The 18222-nt window shown below is 44.7% G+C and carries 16 protein-coding genes; 6 read left to right on the forward strand and 10 right to left on the reverse strand.

The genetic code is table 11. The annotated features are described in order from the left end of the window. Positions 1–33 precede the first annotated feature (33 nt). Positions 34–657, reverse strand: coding sequence for a type II toxin-antitoxin system toxin DNA ADP-ribosyl transferase DarT (gene darT, locus RIB93_RS10140; protein ID WP_446372665.1), 624 nt, complete (start codon positions 655–657; stop codon positions 34–36). A gap of 56 nt (positions 658–713) precedes the next feature. Beyond that, positions 714–1814, reverse strand: coding sequence for a tRNA 2-thiouridine(34) synthase MnmA (gene mnmA, locus RIB93_RS10145; protein ID WP_446372666.1), 1101 nt, complete (start codon positions 1812–1814; stop codon positions 714–716). A gap of 543 nt (positions 1815–2357) precedes the next feature. Here mnmA and RIB93_RS10150 point away from each other — a divergent pair. Together RIB93_RS10150 and RIB93_RS10155 are read left to right on the forward strand one after the other, a co-directional pair. Next, positions 2358–3422, forward strand: coding sequence for a diguanylate cyclase domain-containing protein (locus RIB93_RS10150; RefSeq protein WP_446372667.1), 1065 nt, complete (start codon positions 2358–2360; stop codon positions 3420–3422). A gap of 260 nt (positions 3423–3682) precedes the next feature. After that, positions 3683–5014, forward strand: coding sequence for an ATP-binding protein (locus tag RIB93_RS10155; RefSeq protein WP_446372668.1), 1332 nt, complete (start codon positions 3683–3685; stop codon positions 5012–5014). Positions 5015–5181: 167 nt separating this feature from the next. Here RIB93_RS10155 and RIB93_RS10160 read toward each other — a convergent pair whose 3' ends face one another. Next, positions 5182–7446, reverse strand: a complete 2265-nt coding sequence (locus tag RIB93_RS10160) for a GspE/PulE family protein (RefSeq protein WP_446372669.1) — start codon at positions 7444–7446, stop codon at positions 5182–5184. Between the two features lie 162 nt (positions 7447–7608). Further along, complete coding sequence (locus RIB93_RS10165; protein ID WP_446372670.1) at positions 7609–7782, reverse strand: hypothetical protein; 174 nt, start codon at positions 7780–7782, stop codon at positions 7609–7611. Positions 7783–7858: 76 nt separating this feature from the next. On the opposite strand from RIB93_RS10165, the gene RIB93_RS10170 reads away from it, so the two are divergent. Continuing rightward, positions 7859–8551, forward strand: a complete 693-nt coding sequence (locus tag RIB93_RS10170; protein ID WP_446372671.1) for a carbonic anhydrase — start codon at positions 7859–7861, stop codon at positions 8549–8551. Between the two features lie 136 nt (positions 8552–8687). Here RIB93_RS10170 and RIB93_RS10175 read toward each other — a convergent pair whose 3' ends face one another. Then, the gene (locus RIB93_RS10175; RefSeq protein WP_446342397.1) at positions 8688–8930 is read right to left on the reverse strand and encodes a hypothetical protein; all 243 of its coding nucleotides are present in this window, start codon (positions 8928–8930) and stop codon (positions 8688–8690) included. Positions 8931–9427: 497 nt separating this feature from the next. Between RIB93_RS10175 and RIB93_RS10180 the strand changes: the two genes are divergently transcribed. Both RIB93_RS10180 and RIB93_RS10185 read left to right on the forward strand, forming a co-directional pair. After that, the gene (locus RIB93_RS10180) at positions 9428–10204 is read left to right on the forward strand and encodes an MBL fold metallo-hydrolase (protein ID WP_446372672.1); all 777 of its coding nucleotides are present in this window, start codon (positions 9428–9430) and stop codon (positions 10202–10204) included. A 97-nt stretch (positions 10205–10301) separates the two neighbouring features. Continuing rightward, on the forward strand, positions 10302–11093 hold the full coding sequence (locus tag RIB93_RS10185) for a glutathione S-transferase family protein (protein ID WP_446372673.1): 792 nt from the start codon (positions 10302–10304) through the stop codon (positions 11091–11093). 65 nt (positions 11094–11158) lie between these two features. Here RIB93_RS10185 and RIB93_RS10190 read toward each other — a convergent pair whose 3' ends face one another. The 4 genes from RIB93_RS10190 to purE all read right to left on the reverse strand — a co-directional run bounded on the left by RIB93_RS10190 (position 11159) and on the right by purE (position 16310). Then, positions 11159–12367, reverse strand: coding sequence for a 4-hydroxy-3-methylbut-2-enyl diphosphate reductase (locus tag RIB93_RS10190; protein WP_446372674.1), 1209 nt, complete (start codon positions 12365–12367; stop codon positions 11159–11161). A 116-nt stretch (positions 12368–12483) separates the two neighbouring features. Beyond that, positions 12484–13323 (reverse strand): GDSL-type esterase/lipase family protein, encoded by an 840-nt coding sequence (locus RIB93_RS10195; RefSeq protein ID WP_446372730.1) that lies wholly within the window; start codon positions 13321–13323, stop codon positions 12484–12486. Positions 13324–13476: 153 nt separating this feature from the next. Beyond that, the gene (locus tag RIB93_RS10200) at positions 13477–15051 is read right to left on the reverse strand and encodes an ammonium transporter (RefSeq protein WP_446372675.1); all 1575 of its coding nucleotides are present in this window, start codon (positions 15049–15051) and stop codon (positions 13477–13479) included. A 731-nt stretch (positions 15052–15782) separates the two neighbouring features. Beyond that, positions 15783–16310: a 5-(carboxyamino)imidazole ribonucleotide mutase gene (gene purE / locus RIB93_RS10205; RefSeq protein WP_446372676.1), complete on the reverse strand. Its 528-nt coding sequence runs from the start codon at positions 16308–16310 to the stop codon at positions 15783–15785. A 75-nt stretch (positions 16311–16385) separates the two neighbouring features. Between purE and nagA the strand changes: the two genes are divergently transcribed. Next, entirely contained in the window at positions 16386–17534 is a 1149-nt protein-coding gene (nagA, locus tag RIB93_RS10210; protein ID WP_446372677.1) for an N-acetylglucosamine-6-phosphate deacetylase, read from the forward strand. 62 nt (positions 17535–17596) lie between these two features. Here the strand turns inward: nagA and RIB93_RS10215 are convergent, their stop codons facing one another. Next, positions 17597–18025, reverse strand: coding sequence for a clan AA aspartic protease (locus RIB93_RS10215; protein WP_446372678.1), 429 nt, complete (start codon positions 18023–18025; stop codon positions 17597–17599). Between the last annotated feature and the right edge of the window lie 197 nt (positions 18026–18222).

An 18222-nucleotide genomic window follows, 5' to 3' on the forward strand; every position in this document is an offset into this window, starting at 1 on the left:
GACTTGAATCTGAGTTATACGATTATTTTAACGTTAATAGTACCAATCACGGTAAAGATTAACGGGAGGCTTATGGTTGAATTTTTGTAATTGTTGTCTTACCTGTACTTTGATTGTAGAATTGAACACGCCAATCTTTTCAATGAGCCGCCACGGACAGCATCGATGTATCAAAAACTCAGCTTGTCGTCTGCGTTTTCTGTCTCCATCGTCTGGCGTATCTGCCCAGTAGTTCTGTTTCATAATCTGCCAATCAATCCGATTTAAATAAGCCAGATTATCATAAAAGTTTGAGTACGCCATAATCCCATGACCATCGGTAAATACAAACCCTGGTATGTTTGTCGCGATCGCCTCGACAGAGGAAACCAAATAGAGTACACTACCTTGTCCTTGAGTATAACCCGGTACATTCCCTCTGTGAATCGTGTAGAGCATCGGCGGGGGGGCAAAGTAAAATGGCACATAATCATGCAAAACGCCACCAGCGCCACAGGGAACCGTAGTAGTTGCGCGGCGATCTTGGATAGTTTGATAAGCAATATTGATGTAATTTATGCTATCTTGGCGCAGCCGATTATAAGCGAATAATCCAGCCCGTTCCAATATAGACGTTAAATTTTTGATGTCTGTAATATGATAAATAGGGATTGGCACTGGTGTTTTTAAGCGATATCTAAATCAGGGCACGATGGTATCGTGCCCCTACCCTATCAATTGCCCTGTACGGGTGCGGCATTGCCCTGTCCTTTTCGGATATCGGGCTTTCGTTCAATAATTCCACCGCCTAACAGCATTTCCCCCTCATACAAGACAGCGGCTTGTCCGGGAGTAATGCTAAACTGCGGCTGATCAAAAATCAGTTTCATCCGATTCCCGTCTAGGGGAATAACCGTCACATCTACGGGATGACTGCGATAACGCACTTGCACAGACGCCTGAATTGGAGTCGTTGGCGGATGAATCGATATCCAATTGACTCGCCCCACGGTACAATCAGGTTGAGTTGCACTGGCGCGATCGCCTACAATGACACGATTCGCCCCTGCATCAATCGCCACAACGTATAACGGTTCAGGTGCAGCAATGCCGAGTCCTTTGCGTTGTCCAATCGTGTAATGGTGAATTCCTTGATGCTGACCTAAGACTTTACCATTAGTATCAACAATATCTCCCGTGGTTTGGGAAATATACTGATCCAGAAACGTCCGCATTGAACCATGGGACTCAACCAAACACAAGTCCTGACTTTCTGGCTTCTGTGCCGTCTTGAGTTGATAGTCAGCCGCAAGCTGTCGCGTTTGCGTTTTCTGGAGTTCGCCTAAAGGAAATATCGAGGCGGCGAGTAAGTCTTGGCTTAAGTCGTACAGGAAATAAGACTGGTCTTTATTCGAGTCTACCGCCCGTAGCAATTGATAGCGATCGCTCTTAGCATCATAGCGAATCCGCGCATAGTGACCTGTGGCAATTTTATCAATGCCTAACGTCTCCCGTGCATAAGCCAACATGGGACCAAATTTAACGGTTTTGTTGCACTGGGAACAAGGTAAGGGCGTGATACCCGATTCATACCCCGAAACCAGATAATCGACAATATTTGCCTGAAAAACCTCACGACTATCCACAATATGATGAGGAATGCCCAGTTGCTCACAAATAAACGCTGCATCGACCATTCCCTCAGAACAACATTGACCCTTGCCTTTCATTAACCACAGGGTCAGACCAACGACTTCATAGCCTTGATGATGTAGGGTAGCGGCGGCAACTGAACTATCAACTCCACCGGATAGACCGACGACGACTTTATTCATGACATGAATGGACAACTAATCCTTTTGAAACATCAATTGTTGATCTAGGCTAACATCCCCACCTGCTAAGTAGTCGGACTTTCATTCAAGTTGACGGTTGAGATGAGGGAACAGTAAGGATTGAGCGGCTAGTTAACATTTCTTAGTACAGCGGACAGAATTTATGTCCAGGTACTTATTTGGTTTGGGGGGGAAACCTCATTCAGCTTTCACTGTTGTCGGTTGGGTTGACCTAGGAAAGCCAACAAAATTAAACCGGGTTGTGTTGTTTGTCTGTCATACCTGTAGTTCACGGCAATACGAATATTCCCCTTTTACCATGGTTATCCTTGTTGCGTTGGATCTCGTACCTCGACCCAACCTACTTGCTACCCGTTTAGCCTTCTACTGATTACTTTTTAATAACCCAATCTTAACCTTGTTTTATTTGCTTAACTTAATGTAAATCTATTGAGTAAAAATGTATAATTTAAATCCGAACTATTTGCAAATCGGTGTTAAAATTTTAATTTTAACAGTTGCTAGAGAGAAGAGAGAACCCTTATGGATTCATCTATGTATTCTATACAACAGTCATCTACGCAACTTGAGGCATCTTACCCAGAGATAAAACAATTGAGTGTAAATGCGACGCTGCAAGAATTACCTCTCTATAATTTTCAATTTGAAGCGTCTCAACCTGGAGAGGAAGTGGCTCATATCTTCCAACAAAACCCTGTATTACCAGGAGTTATTTTAATTGAACAGGGGAGATTTATGGGTATACTTTCGCGGCGACGGTTTCTGGAACAGATGAGCAGTCCCTATGGACTGGAACTCTTTTTGCGGCGACCACTCAAATCGTTATATCGTTTTGCCCAGACCGAGGTGTTAGTTTTAACCGGAGATACCCAAATTGTTACAGCAGCACGCCATTGTTTAGAACGTCCCCCCGCCTTACTCTATGAGCCAATCGCTGTGGAGTTAACCACCCAAACCTACCGCCTATTGGACGCCTATCAATTATTAGTGGCTCAGTTGTATATTCACGAACTAGCCACCCGGTTACTCAAGCAGCTTTATCAGGAATTAGAAGTCGCTAACCTGCAATTAGAGGAACTCGCCAAGTCTGATGGTTTAACTGGGGTTGCCAATCGTCGGCGATTTGATGACTATTTACAAACATGCTGGAAACAACATTGTGTGGGAAACTCTTGGCTGTCGCTAATTATGTGTGATGTTGATTGTTTTAAATACTACAATGACACTTACGGTCATCAGGCGGGTGATGACTGTTTACGAGAAGTTGCATCGGCTATCCAACGTCAAGTTAAGCGTCCCGCAGATTTAGTGGCGCGTTATGGTGGTGAAGAATTTGTGGTCATTTTACCCCTGACTCCTCTCGATGGTGCAATTCAGGTGGCTCAAGCGATTGCAGAAGCGGTGCGGACTTTAAACATTCCCCATGCAACCTCTTTTGTGAGTCACTGCGTTACCTTGAGTCTTGGTGTCGCCAGTACCATTCCTAATCCACGACAATCACCAACAACCTTGACCGCAGCCGCCGATGCTGCATTATATCAAGCTAAAGCCGCCGGACGCGATCGCGTGATTGTTTATACCCGTTAGCATTAATGTTGATGGATAACTTCAACCGTCTCTCTTTTATATTTATATCAGGGATTCTCTACTTAAATTGGATTAATTCCCCGTGTTCACTTGATCTTTATTAAAGTTTAATCGTTTCTTAAAACGATATTAACGTTTCAGGGCATCTTCATTTTCTAGAATATTTTGTACAAACCAACTATTAAATCATTTTACAAACCATAAGACAAATAGTTGATTGTGGGTTTATATAAAAAATAGAGGTTTAATTTTATAGGTTTATGGTTTCTCTCCAAGACTTTTACCCCGAATTATGCGTCTTGCCTCAATTCGAGACCGCGAATCTGACGTTGGATTCTACCATCCGAGAACTCAATCTCTATCACTTTCAGGTGGAATCGGTTCAACCCGGTAGAGACGTGGCTCAATCGTTCCAATTAAATCCTCTATTACCCGGAGTTATTCTAACTCAACATAGAAAACTTGTCGGGATGATTTCCCGAAGGCAGTTTTTAGAACAAATGAGCAGTCCTTATGGATTAGAACTGTTCTTAAAACGTCCCCTGCACTCCTTATACCGCTTCGTCAGTGGAGATATTTTAATCCTGAGAGGAGATACAAAAATAGTTGATGCGGCTCGTCGTTCACTTCAGCGTCTCCCCAAATTTGTTTACGAACCTATTATTGTAGAACTAGAGTCAGGAACCTACCGCTTGCTAGACGTGCATCAATTACTCGTGGCTCAGTCGCAAATTCAGGAACTCACTACCCAGCTTTTGCATGATCAAACTCAAGCTCAAATGATTCAAACAGAAAAAATGGCAAGTTTGGGACAAATGGTAGCGGGGATTGCTCATGAAATTAAGAATCCAGTCGCGTGTATTACCGGTAATTTTGAATTCTTAGATGATTATTGTGACAAGTTAATTGAATTATTGACAGCCTACGCCGCAGAAGTTCCACAGCCATCAGAAGATTTAAGTCAACTCAAAGAAAATTATGAACTCGATTTTATCTTAGAGGATTTACCGAAAATCCTGAAAAGTATGCAATTAGGCTCAGAACGATTAACCAAAATTGTTGGTAGTCTGCAAAACTTCTCACACATGGATGAGTCGAGACATCAGCCTGCGGATATTCATGAGTGCATTGAGAGTACATTAATTATTTTGAATAATCGCCTCAAAAAAGGAATTAAATTAATGAGGAATTATGCGGAATTGCCATTAATCAACTGTTCATCCGGTCAGCTTAGTCAGGTTTTCATGAATCTAATCAGCAATGCCATTGACGCCCTGAATGAAAAGATAGAACAAGCCGGAAATGGGTCTGGCTCATGGCAGCCTCAGATTGAGATTAGCACTCGCCTAGTAGCAAAAGAGGAAAGAGATTGGGTTTTGGTACAGATTCGGGATAATGGTACAGGAATAGCACCCAATATTCAACAGCGAATATTTGAGACATTCTTTACGACTAAGCCAGTCGGAAAAGGGACAGGATTAGGGTTAGCGATTACTCATCAAATTGTCACTGAGAAACATGATGGGAAGTTGTTAATGCATTCACAGTTAGGAAAAGGGACAACCTTTGAAATTTTATTGCCATTAGAGTAATCAGTCTCTAGTAAGAAGACATACATCCTGTAGGGGCGACCCGCTTGCATAAATGAACAACGGTGTCCATTCAATTTCATCGGGTCGCCCTTTACTCAACCCTGGTACGTGAGAAGTTAAGGCTGGTGGGCAATGCCCACCCTACGGTATATCAAAGAATCAACAGCTTACTGGGTATCCTCAGACTGTTCTAACTCTTGTTTTAACTGTTGATATTGACGAGTCAGATTTTCCAGTTGTTGCTCAAGTTGCTGTAGTTTCTGCCAATAATCGAGAGAACGTATATTTAAACGACCCAAAGAATCCGTTGTATCTCTACGATTAATTTCATCGGCTAAAACGGCATCATTCCAGGTGACTCGTTTCACTTCATCGAATGTGGTGACTCCTTGTTTGACGAGATTTAAGCTATAGTTATATAAGGTCTTCATCCCTTGTTTGATGGCAACATCTTTGATGGAATGTTCTGGAACTCCTTCCCGAATTAAACGTTGTATCTGTTCACTATTTCGCAAGACCTCATAAACACCCACTCTCCCTTTGTAGCCAAATCCATGACATTTGGGACAGAGTGTCCCATTCCATCTCGCCTCACGAATCTCTTCAGGTTGCAAAGTATTTGCCTTATAGAAAGTACATTGCTCCTGACTTAATGCAGATAGACCAAATCGCTCTAATTCAGATGAGTTTGGTTGATAGGGGATACGACAATCAGAACAGACTCGCCGCAGCAATCGCTGGGCAATGACTCCTAGGAGTGCCTCAGAGAGTATCCAAGAATTTACCCCAAGCTCCTTTAAGTTCATTATTGCACTAACCGTATCTTTTGTATATAATTCAGTGATAATTAAATGTCCTTGCATCACTGCATTGGTCGCCATAATTGCCGTTTTTTTATCTTGAATTTTACCAATAAGAATGACATCAGCATCTTGACTGATTATAGACTCCAAGTTACTCACAACATCAAGATGAAAGTTGTGCTGAACTTGAACCTGAGTAATGCCAGGTAACGAATACTGAATTGGATCTTCAATTGTCAAAATATTCATGTCCGGCTGATTCTGTTCTGCTAAGAGCGAAAATGAAGTCGTTGTTTTCCCTGAATTTGTAGGTCCAGTGACCAGAATCAGTCCAAAGGGACAACTTTTCATATCTCTAACAATCTTTAGGGTATCTGTATCGGTAATGAGAATATCTAAGCCAATCTTGGTACTGGAATCATCTACTATGTTTAGAACTATTCTTTCTCCATAACGGCTGGGTAGAATGCTAACTCTAAAATCAACGTTGCAACCGTGAAACATACGCCGAATTATACCCTGTTGAGGTATTCGCCGTTCAGTAATGTCAAGATATGCCATAATTTTGAAGCGAGCAGAAATTGCATTTTTGATTGTCTTGGGGAGAGGTTCAAACGCTTGGTGTAGGACTCCATCTTTCCGGAAGCGTACCCTTAAGTACTCTTGTTGAGGTTCGATATGGATATGAGAGACTCCATCTTGCAAGGCTTTAGCCAAAATTCTATTGACGAGATTAATAACGGGATCGCCACCGCTTTCATTCAATGGTTCAGATAAATCTGTCTCAGTTTCTTCGGGTGCATCAGAGACTGTATCTAGATCATCAAGATCTCGGCTTATATCAGTCTGTTTTGCTGCTTCTTCTTTCTTCTCTTGTGCCAACTTTTGATCGCGATATTGATTCAGTAGATGCTGATAGTCTTCCTGGGTAATCACCATCCGTCGTAATTTAATTCCTTGAGGGCGCAGAATCCGGTTCAAATCATCTTGAGCGTCTAAATTATCAGGATCAACCATAGCGACAAGTAGGGATGATGGTTGAGTCTCCGTTTGCGATAGAGGAAGTACGCGATAGCGACTACAGATGTCGATAGAAATTACAGTCTTAATGAGCTGACTGATTTCATGATGAGGAATAGTCATCCGTTCAATATCAAAAGCCGGAACGCCATATAAAATTTTTAATTCAAATAACTGGTAATTTTTGTACTGGCGGTATAATTCAGGGGGTAACAGATACCCTAACGTGGATTCAAGGATATCGAATAGGGATCTTCCTGACTTTCGACTTTCCCTCAAGGCGGTTCGCATTTGCTCCAGATTCACATAACCCGCTTGAATCAATTTTTTAGCAAAGGGAGGCAAGGGTAAAAAGAAGTGGGTAACTTGATTCCGTAAATGGGGGGGGATTTGAGACTCGGTGAGGGATTCGAGAATCTCAATCAGGATAACGGCGCGTTGGTGGGGCGATTGAGTTGTGCGTCGTGAGCCTTTAACGGTAGACTGTTGTTGGACAGATTCGCTCCATTGCAAAAAGAGCGCGATCGCCTCCTCCATCTGTTGAGGGTTAACATACCTCGCCTTAATCAAAATTTTCGCTAGCGCCGAGAAATAAATCGGTACAGACATGACAGTTGTTGCGATTGATGGTCATTTCAGTCGATGCACCAGATTTGCTGCAACTATAGCAAATATTGTCATTGGTCATTGGTCATTGGTCATTCGTCAATTTGCGAGAATTGAACGGTTAGGTCAGGGCGGGTTTAGTTATATCAGGATGACAACGAAATGTTAGTAGTAAAACCCGCCCCTACACAATTTTCCCATCTTCCCCATCTCCCCCATCTTCCCCATCTCCCAGACGTTCCACCGGAAAGTCTCTACAATCTCCCCCATCTTCCCTATCTCCCCCATCTCCCCCATCTTCCTTATCTCCCCCATCTCCCTGTCAGCCTCAACGATCAAATTAAATGCGTGACAGCTTACGCTTGTGTGGGATCATAGACTATGATGTCCCCTTATCTTGTGGAAAAGTTGATCGATGAAACAGTTAATCCAGGGTCTGCATGAGTTCCAGACCAATTACTTTACAGCGCACCGGGAGTTATTTGAGTTACTCTCTCAAGGACAACATCCGCGAGTTCTGTTTATTACTTGCTCCGATTCTCGGATTGATCCCAATCTGATTACCCAAACTGAGCCGGGTGAAATGTTTATCATCCGTAATGCGGGGAATATTATTCCTCCCTATGGAGCGACGAATGGCGGAGAAGGTGCAGCCGTTGAGTATGCTATTCATGCATTAGGTATTGAAGATGTGATTGTTTGTGGTCATTCCCACTGCGGCGCGATGAAAGGATTGCTGAAACTCAGCAAATTGGAAGAGGATATGCCAATGGTTTACGAATGGCTCAAACACGCGGAAGCAACGCGGCGGATTATTAAGGAACATTATCAAAGCTACGAAGGGGCAGACCTGCTAAATGTTTCTATTCAAGAGAATGTTCTTAACCAATTGGAAAATTTACGCACGTATCCGGTGATTCAATCTCGACTCAAAGCTGGGAAATTACAACTCCATGCTTGGGTGTATGAAATTGAATCGGGAGAAGTTATGGAATATAACCCGGTTCAAGGTCAGTTCATACCACCAAGAACCCAATTTGCTAGAGCCACTTGGATTACGCCAGAACAGCAAGAGCGTATCTTTAAAGGCTCTTATAATGCTCATTAGGTGTAATTCGTCCTTTATCAGTGGAATAGATTTTACCATTGAATCGGGCGCAAAGCTTTGCGCCCCTACAGTTGCTGGGTATGAGCCTAATTGATTGATCAAATTAGGTGTGCCATACTACTACAAATGCGTGATTTTAGTCCGATGAATCAATCAACGCTTTAATGACGCCGATTTTAGCTTGGGAGACTTTTGACCCTAAGGTGGGATTAGTCGAACCAATAAAATATTCTCCAGTTGGCAGATAATGTAATGCCAATTCGGGATAGGTAATAATTTCCCAATCTTTATAGATTTCGGTCTTTTCATGATTATGGCTGGGTCGATTGCTTTCGTAACACCAGCCTGCTGCAAGTAATTTTTCGATTAGGGTTGACATGGAAAATCAGCTAATTAATTCTCGGATAGAAATTTCGGGAAACTGTCATGCATTTACATTAGGTATCGATGAATGGTAATGACTTAGGGTTGGTGGGCAATGCCCACCCTACGGTAGGGTTTAAATGCTTAACAGTTCCGACTCGCTTTTGGTAGATTTCCCTGTATCAGTCTCTACCCTAGCATTCGTCATTTGTCTTATGTCATTCGTCATACTCGCTTTCATCGAGAAGCAAGCTACGTCATTCGTCATTTTTTTGCACCTGATACCAAGTCGCAGTCATACGCCATGTCTGATCCTTTGAATCCAAGGATCAAGTCGGGGCGGGTTTAGTTGCATCTGGGTGCAATCGACAAGATAGTAGTGAAACCCGCCCCTACACAATCAAAACTATATGCCGTGAAAAGTCAGCATCACCCCCTTGCACCTCCTAGACAACGGGCAGAAACTTTAAGAAACTTTACAATTGGGAGAGATGACACTATAGTCGGACTGCCATGCACCTAACCTACTTCGGCGCCAATAGCTGGCTACTCAAACTTGGGCAAAAACACATCCTGATTGATCCCTGGCTTGTGGATTCCCTAATCTTTGGCAATATGCCCTGGTTGTTCAAAGGCGACAAACCTCCAGCCTTGGATGCGCTTCCTGATCAGATAGACTTGATTCTGCTATCTCAGGGACTCGATGATCACGCCCACAAACCTACCTTGGAAAAGCTGGACAAGACGATTCCCGTCGTGGGTTCAGAGAATGCAGCCACGGTGGTGAAAGAGTTGGGCTATACTCAGGTGACGCCGTTAGCCTTTGGTCAAACCTTCACCCTCGCTGACCAAATTGAAATCCGCGCCTTACCAGGGGCACCGATTGGTCCTTTTTTGCAGGAAAACGCCTATCTGGTCAAACAGTTAGAGAGTGGCACAAGTCTCTATTATGAACCTCATGGGTATCCACCCGATCAGTTAAAAGAGTATGCTCCCATCGATGTGGTGATTAGTCCCGTGGTGACGTTGGAATTACCTGTGCTGGGACCGATTATCCAAGGTCATCGTACCGCACTGCAACTGGCACAATGGGTGCAACCCCAAGTGTTTCTACCCACAGCCGCCGGAGGTGGAGTTGAATATGAGGGAGTACTAGATTCCCTGTTGAATCAGGTTGGTAGTCTGGAGGAGTTGCGATCGCAACTGGCACAGCACAACCTATCCACTCAGGTGATTGACCCTCAGCCAAAAGAAGCGCTGGAACTTAACCTGACACCTCAAATGGCTTAGTATTCTGCACATTACTGTCCTGGGTTATTGGTTCAATTTAAGCAACTCCCAAGGACAAAGGACAAACGATCAAACCTATTCCCTAAGGAGATAAATCATGTTGGAACTGTATCAATTTGAAATGTCGCAGTTTTCGGAAAAAGTGCGGCTGATTCTAGATTACAAAGGGCTAGCCTATCGCAAAATTGAAGTCACTCCCGGAATCGGACAGCTAGACTTGTATCGCCTATCGGGTCAACGGCAAGTCCCGGTTCTCAAAGATGGGGATACCGTCATTGCTGATTCTACTGCGATCGCGATGTACTTAGATCGCAAGTATCCCGACAAGCCCCTAATTCCCACCGATCCCCACCAACGCGCCCAATGCTTGCTGATGGAAGAATGGGCAGATGAATCCATTGGTGTCAAAAGTCGTAAAGTCTTTTATGGGGCATTAAGTCACAATCCCAGCTATCGCACATCAGTCTTACCCAAAGATACGCCAGATTTCTTCAAAACCGTTCTGGGCGGTGTTCCCGCAGAAGTGTTTGAGGTTTTGGGGATTGGTTTCGGTTGCAGTGCAGACGCTCTCAAAGACGCCAGAGATAGCCTGAAGCAAGACTTAGAAGCCCTCAGCTTAATTTTGTCCGATCGCCCGTATCTGGTCACAGACAGTCCCTGCTTAGCAGATTTTGCCGTGGCTGGGGTTAGTTTACTGCTGAAATTTCCCGAAGGTTCCTATCTGGATTTGTCTGACTCCCTGAAAGGGAAAGGGATTCCTGGTTTAGCCGATAGTAGCGTGTATCAAACCTTCTTCGACTGGCGCGATCGCCTCTATGGTGAGTATCGCACGCCATTGACCACAACGGGAACCAGCGATTCGCCACCAACCTCTATTGAGATTGAATAAACATCAGTGATTTAAGGGCATGGCACTACCATGCCCTTACTCAATCGATACTAACCGAACCAAAATCAAACAGCTACCGGAGTAGCTTTCAACTCAAAAATCTTCTCAATCGCATCTTCAACCACCTTATCGGGTGTAGATGCTCCAGACGTTACACCGACAACAATTTCACCCTCTGGGAGCCAATTTTCTGTCACCGTCATATCTTGATGCAGTACCTTGTGATCAATCCGATTCCCCGGACCAATTCGCTCAGCGCTGTCGATATGATAAGAGGGAATTTTCCGTTCAATGGCAATTTGTTGCAGTTGCGTGGTATTGGATGAATTAAAACCACCAATCACAACCATTAAATCTAACGTTTCTTCAACCAACTCTAACATCGCATCCTGCCGCTCTTGAGTGGCATCGCAGATGGTGTTAAAACTCTGGAAATGCTGATTTAGCTGAACTGGACCATACTTTTTCATCATCGTGCGCTCAAACAGCTTACCAATTTGCTCAGTTTCGCTTTTGAGCATGGTGGTTTGGTTGGCTATGCCAACATGCTCCAAATCCCGCTCTGGGTCAAATCCTGCGGACGTGGCGCGGCTGAATTTTGCCAAAAACTCGTCCCGATTCCCACCGTTGAGGATATAGTTGGCGACGTACTCGGCTTCTTGTAGATTCAGCACTACCAGGTATTTCCCAGCAAAAGAACTGGTGGCGATGGTTTCTTCGTGCTTATACTTGCCGTGAATGATGGAGGTGTATTCTTTCTTCTTATGCTTCTCCACCGTATGCCACACTTTAGACACCCAAGGACAGGTGGTATCGACAATCTTACAGTTTTTATCATTGAGCAGTTGCATTTCCTGAACGCTGGCACCAAAGGCGGGTAAAATTACCACATCACCCGCACCAACGATGGAAAAGTCTTTTGTCCCATCCTCAACGGGAACAAAGTTGACGTTCATATTCTGTAGGCGTTGGTTGACGGAGGGATTGTGAATAATTTCATTTGTCATCCAGATGCGCTCGGTGGGAAAATGTTGGCGAGTTTCATACGCCATAGCCACAGCACGTTCCACACCCCAGCAAAAGCCAAATGCCTCTGCCAGGTGAATGGTCACATTTCCCCGTTTGAGTCGATAGTTATTATCGCGGATTTCTTGAATCAAGCTGCTTTGATATTCAGATTGAAGCTGAGTCGCCACCTCCGCATCGTGACCAAATCCCTTACGGTGATAGTTTTCTGAACTATGGAGTGAACGTTTGAAGGCTTGTGTATCCATGAAACTTGTCTAGCAGATGAGTGTATACAATTGTTAATTCATTATGATCTTAAGACGAATCCGGTTGGGTCGGGAAATAGGGAATAGAGAATAGGGAATAGGGAATAGGGAATAGGTTACAATCCGCCATCAATAACCAGTTGATCCGTGACTTGTAGGGCATAGTGCCAAATTACATAGCCTTGAGGATTCAGGTGCAAGCCGTCGGTACTCAATTCCATTTTCAGATTGCCTTCGGTATCGGCGAATAGGGGATAGAGATCCAGGTAAATGGCATCTTCCGACTCCGCGATCGCTTTCAATCGCTGATTAATCTCTAAAATACGACTGTTGGGGATTTCCAGGAGGCGATCGCGCCCTTCCCAGGTGGCGTTTTCCCCGCTATGGGGCAAAATCGATTGGACGATAATTTTGGCTTCAGGATGCGTGCGCCGCAGGTAACGAATAATTAGCCGTTGGTTAGCTAAAATCGTCTCATCTGTGATCCCTCGAATGATGTCATTGATGCCAATCATCAAAAAGATGATATCCGGCTGGGTTTGATCCAACACATCCAAGCGATTTAGCAATCCGGCTGTCGTTTCGCCAGAAATTCCCTGATTCAGCCAGGTTCGTTGCGTCGGTAGCATTTCATTGGGAAACCAGAGACTGATGGAATCTCCCAGGAGGATGGCTAAATCCTCTGGCTTCTGATCCACCATCACCTCAGCTTCTTGTTCCAGCAGCGCCACCCATTGCTGGTAATTGAACTGGTGGCGGGGTCCGAGTTCGGGGACAAGGGTAGGGGTTGCTTCTGCTTCTGGAGCCGCATCAGTCGCTAGAGACTGGCTAACCGCAGAAGGGATAGCTCCTTGGTATTGGCGCAGCAATACCCCCGCGATCGCTAGCACCAGTAAGCCATTGACAGCGAGGGAGAAAACCGCCCAAATTGGAAAGCTTTTCGAGGTTGTGGACACTTGTCTAGATTCAGCATCGGCTCTCTCATCAGATTGTAGTCCTATTCCACTTTTGCCGATCATAAAAACCATGACAAAGGGGCAATTCATGAATTGCCCCTACAGGATGTTATTGGCAATTAACTAGCTTCCGTCTAACCAGAAGCGCTCCCGTTAAACTTCTGAGCCGCGAGGAATGTCAGCTGTACTCCCACTGACGCTACCAAACGAGCTACTGGTCAACACGTCTGATTCCTTAACAAATCCACTGTAGGCTTCCATACCATGTTCACTAATATCCAAGCCATGGATTTCTTCTTCGGCTTTTACTCGTAGTCCCAAAGTCGCTTTCAGGGCTAGCCAAACAATGGAGCTAAATGCAACGGTGAAACCGCCTACACAGAGGATACCCAGGAGTTGAACACCCAGTTGACCGAGTCCTCCCCCATAAATCAAGCCGAGTCGTTGACCCGCATCATTTTCAGCGAAGGTGAAGATACCAACAGCAATGGTGCCCCAGATCCCGTTAACTAAGTGGACAGAGATCGCACCCACGGGGTCATCAATATGGATATTGTCAAAGAAGGAAACCGCAAAAACCACGATAATGCCCCCAATCAGACCAATTATGACGGCTGACAGATAGGAAACGGCATTACAGGGAGCTGTAATCGCAACTAAACCTGCTAAGATGCCATTGATAATCATCGAAAGGTCAGGTTTTCCATCTTTTAACCAAGAGGTAATGGTGGCGGCAATACCGCCAGCAGCAGCGGCGAGGTTTGTGGTTACTGCAATATACGGCACACTTGCATTAGCCGCGAGTTCTGATCCGGGGTTAAAACCAAACCAGCCGATCCACAGAATTAAGCATCCCAGTGTGGCAATACTCATATTATGACCGGGAATCGCATTGATTTGACCGTCTCTATACTTTCCTTCACGGGGTCCGAGAAAGGCAGCTCCCATCAATGCTGCCCAACCACCAACCGAGTGAACCACGGTTGAGCCAGCAAAGTCGGAAAAGCCCATTCCTCCTAGCCAACCACCACCCCAGACCCAGTGTCCGGTAATGGGATAGGAGATTCCCGTCAACAAAAGACTGAAAACGAGAAAGTCAATAAACCTAATCCGTTCAGCAACCGCACCCGAAACAATGGTGGCAGCAGTTCCGGCGAAGGCAGCTTGGAACAGGAAAAACACGGAGATCGGTAAGCCGGTAGGAAATGGATCGAGTCCATAAGTACCCGGATCGGTGCTAGTTAAGAAAAATCCACCTAAACCAATAAATCCAGTTCCTGCACCGAACATGAAGGAAAACCCAATTGCCCAAAATGCAATGGTTGCTAGGGCAAAGACAATCAGGTTTTTGGAGAGAATGTTAACCGCATTTTTCTGACGACAGAATCCGGTTTCTAGCATACCGAATCCGGCATTCATGAAGATCACCAGAATCGCAGCAATCAAAACCCAGATCGCGTTTAACGTTCCCTGAAGTTGGGCAACAGCATCGGCGTCAACCGCCTCAGTTTGAGCAACGGCTGCCGTATTCCAAACCACGACAATAATCGCCGTTAGCGGAATACAGGCTAGCCAATAAGGAGAAAAAGATTTGGCTATGGTTTTTAAGGGGTCAAAATAGGGAGAATCCCAGAAGGATTGGGAATATCCTGGTAAATCAACTTGTCTAGTTTTTGGGGGAGACTTTTTTCGGTCGGAAGTTTTCTCAAACGTTCGTCTAGACATCATTTCGCTCTCTTTCCTGTATTTCTGGTGGAACACATCCTAACATTGAGCTAAGAAGCGGTAAATAAAGTCATTGGAAGTATGACGTAGAAGAGGGGGTAAGTATCTGAGTATGACAGAACTCCTCGCCTATTTTCTTTGGTTTACTGCCAGCTTTTAAATAGTGCTGCCTGATTAAGGAATCGGGAGTTTTGGAAGTTGGCGTGTCTACGTTAGACAAAACCCTACAAATAAGTTGCCAGATAGTCAAGAGCCTCAATTCTTCTCAATAACTGGGTTCATTATCTTTAGGAAATTCTCAAATCTTCAATTTTCTGGCTGGATATTTCTGTAACAAAATATACGGTTTTGGGCGTGATTCCTTAAAATATATTGCGGTAGTTCCCTAGCTAAGAGCTTTTGTCATCAAGACTTGGGTCAACCCGTCACCGGTTTGGCAGCCTGAGTTGACGGTTTTTTACGCGAGAGCGAACCGCCGTTTTGATTTTGCCTAAGCCTATTGATTTGGCAATGATTAAGATTTAAATAAGCCTAAGAATTTAGGTCTCTCAAATAACGTCTTAATTACTTAATAAAAATTTATTTGGTGTTAAGTTAGGGCGGGTTTTGCACAAACGTTACCATCCATAGCCAAAAGCAAATTCCTAAACCCGCCCCTACAAACCAGATTCCTTTGAGCCTAACGTTGCGTCAAAACCAGGTTCCTCGAAGGTTGTGAAGGGTCAAAACTTAATCTATGACATTTGTGATAAATATTGCTGATATCCCAACTTTTCTAGCGCCGCTTGCTTATCCATGACGGATTGGGTTAAAGTCTGGCGGTACTGCTGCACTCGTTCGAGTAACTCAGGTTGTTGGGATGCCAAAATCTGTATGGCTAACAACCCGGCATTTTTAGCATTGCCAATGGCTACGGTAGCGACAGGGATTCCACCTGGCATCTGTACAATCGAGTAGAGGGAATCTACCCCTTGTAAATGGCGAGTGGAAACAGGAACGCCGATGACGGGTAATGGTGTCAGAGACGCCACCATACCGGGTAAATGAGCCGCCCCTCCCGCCCCAGCGATAATCACCTTGAGTCCACGCTGATGAGCAGTTTGGGCGTAGTCTACCATACGTTGGGGAGTTCGGTGCGCGGAAACGATCGCGACTTCACAGGAAACATCGAACTCTTCACAAATTGCGATCGCACCCTGCATCGTGGGCAAGTCGGAATCGCTGCCCATGATAATACCAATTTGTCTTATGTCATTTGTCATTTGTCATTTGTCCTTTTTGCCTGTTCCCTGTTCCCTATTCCCTGAATTAAAATGACGCAGGATTAAGTAAAGAACATGATTATTATTAATTCACGAGTGCCAGGTTATCAAGGGTTGCAACAGATCAGAGTTGATCCTGAGGGAAAAATTTCCGCGATCGCACCGATGACTGATCAGATTCCAAAGGCTGATACACTCGATGTTACAGGCGATTGGATGTCCTTACCTGGGGTCGATTTACAAATTAATGGGGCGTTGGGTTTGGCGTTTCCAGATTTGACTCTGGGGGATAGCCAGAAATTACAGGATATTTGCCAATTTTTGGGGAATCAGGGAGTTGATGGCTTTTTACCCACGTTGGTGACAACCTCGATTGAGAAAATTCAACAATCCCTGGCGGTAATTGCTGATTTTGTTGAGATGTTTTCCCCGGAGGCGGGAATGGCGCAAATCTTGGGGGTGCATTTGGAGGGACCTTTTTTACATCCTCAGAAGCGAGGAGCGCATCCACAGGAGTATCTGACACCACTGACCCTAGAAAATGTCAAGCAAGTTTTAGGGGATTATGGCAAACTGGTTAAAGTAATGACGCTAGCGCCGGAGTTAGATAAGACAGGTGAGGCGATTAGTTATTTGCGTTCTTTAGGAATTACCGTAAGTTTAGGTCATTCTCAAGCAACGGCGGCTGAGGCGGAGGAAGCCTTTGCCTTAGGTGCATCGATGGTGACTCATGCCTTTAATGCGATGCCGGGATTACACCATCGGCAACCCGGATTATTGGGTGCAGCTATCACTCATCCTCAAGTACGCTGTGGAGTGATTGCCGATGGACAACATGTTTGTCCGACAATGTTACAGATTCTGCTGCAAGCGAGTCGGTATGAAGCGGGATTATTTCTGGTAAGTGATGCGTTAGCGCCGTTAGGATTAGGGGATGGGATTTATCCCTGGGATCAGCGTCAGATTGAAGTGAAACAGGGTACGGCACGATTAGCGGATGGCACATTGGCGGGAACTACGTTACCGCTATTGGTGGGAGTACAGAATTTGGTAGAGTGGGGACTGTGTGAAATCGAGAGTGCGATCGCCCTAGCAACGGAGTCCCCTCGAAACGCGATCGGTTTACCTGGGATTGCAGTGGGACAACCTGCCAATTTGTTGCGATGGCATTGGCATGAGGAGACATCAAAATTGAATTGGCAGCGTTTACAATTCAATGAGTGATTTGTCATTAGTCCTTGGTCATTCGTCCTTTGTTAAGTAAGGGATAACTCATAATTTATCCTTCATAATTCATAGTTGAGATGTCTCACCTTATTAACTGGTTGATCAGGATGGGCAGGATTGGGGATCAATCGCTGATTTTGACAATCTACCAATAAATCTAACTTCTCCAATACAGTTTGACCAATTAGCACCTCATCACCTAAAACTAACGCATCCTCCAACGTATCACGTCCTTGCCAATCAATGAGAACTCCAACTACGCCTACAGCTTCTGTTCGTCCATCAGCATAACCTGCTACTCGTTGAGCGCGAATGGTTAAACCAAGACACTGCACAACATGAATAGGAAGCACTGAACAGACTGCACCTGTATCAATCACGGCTTCTGTTTCGTATACACGAACCTGATCAGCCGTTAGTTGTCCTCGCCGTACTAATTCGTCATCCGTTGGATTGGTTAGTTTGACTTTTGCTTTAACTTCTCCCATGACTTTACCTGGCACGTTCTCTCACAATACATGAACTATCCAAACATTCTATTTCCATTTTATGAGAACATTACGTTAATCAAACATCTCATCATTTTCTGTAAGTTCTCTGCCTTTTGCCCTCTGGCTGATGTTTCTTGAGAAAGACATGATGGCAGTAACACCCCTAGCTCATGGTAAAGTATTTAATCGTCCGA

It is taken from the genome of Coleofasciculus sp. D1-CHI-01 (genome assembly GCF_040218875.1).
In the GTDB taxonomy this organism is placed as follows: Bacteria; Cyanobacteriota; Cyanobacteriia; order Cyanobacteriales; family Coleofasciculaceae; genus Coleofasciculus.

Bases quoted from the DNA above. Each gene is read 5' to 3' on its own strand.
- RIB93_RS10175 (WP_446342397.1), bottom strand. From the start codon at position 8,930: ATGTCAACCCTAATCGAAAAATTACTTGCAGCAGGCTGGTGTTACGAA.
- RIB93_RS10160 (WP_446372669.1), bottom strand. From the start codon at position 7,446: ATGTCTGTACCGATTTATTTCTCGGCGCTAGCGAAAATTTTGATTAAG.
- RIB93_RS10180 (WP_446372672.1), top strand. From the start codon at position 9,428: ATGCACCTAACCTACTTCGGCGCCAATAGCTGGCTACTCAAACTTGGG.
- RIB93_RS10215 (WP_446372678.1), bottom strand. From the start codon at position 18,025: ATGGGAGAAGTTAAAGCAAAAGTCAAACTAACCAATCCAACGGATGAC.
- RIB93_RS10155 (WP_446372668.1), top strand. From the start codon at position 3,683: ATGGTTTCTCTCCAAGACTTTTACCCCGAATTATGCGTCTTGCCTCAA.
- RIB93_RS10185 (WP_446372673.1), top strand. From the start codon at position 10,302: ATGTTGGAACTGTATCAATTTGAAATGTCGCAGTTTTCGGAAAAAGTG.
- RIB93_RS10200 (WP_446372675.1), bottom strand. From the start codon at position 15,051: ATGATGTCTAGACGAACGTTTGAGAAAACTTCCGACCGAAAAAAGTCT.
- RIB93_RS10150 (WP_446372667.1), top strand. From the start codon at position 2,358: ATGGATTCATCTATGTATTCTATACAACAGTCATCTACGCAACTTGAG.
- nagA (WP_446372677.1), top strand. From the start codon at position 16,386: ATGATTATTATTAATTCACGAGTGCCAGGTTATCAAGGGTTGCAACAG.
- purE (WP_446372676.1), bottom strand. From the start codon at position 16,310: ATGACAAATGACATAAGACAAATTGGTATTATCATGGGCAGCGATTCC.
- RIB93_RS10190 (WP_446372674.1), bottom strand. From the start codon at position 12,367: ATGGATACACAAGCCTTCAAACGTTCACTCCATAGTTCAGAAAACTAT.
- RIB93_RS10170 (WP_446372671.1), top strand. From the start codon at position 7,859: ATGAAACAGTTAATCCAGGGTCTGCATGAGTTCCAGACCAATTACTTT.
- mnmA (WP_446372666.1), bottom strand. From the start codon at position 1,814: ATGAATAAAGTCGTCGTCGGTCTATCCGGTGGAGTTGATAGTTCAGTT.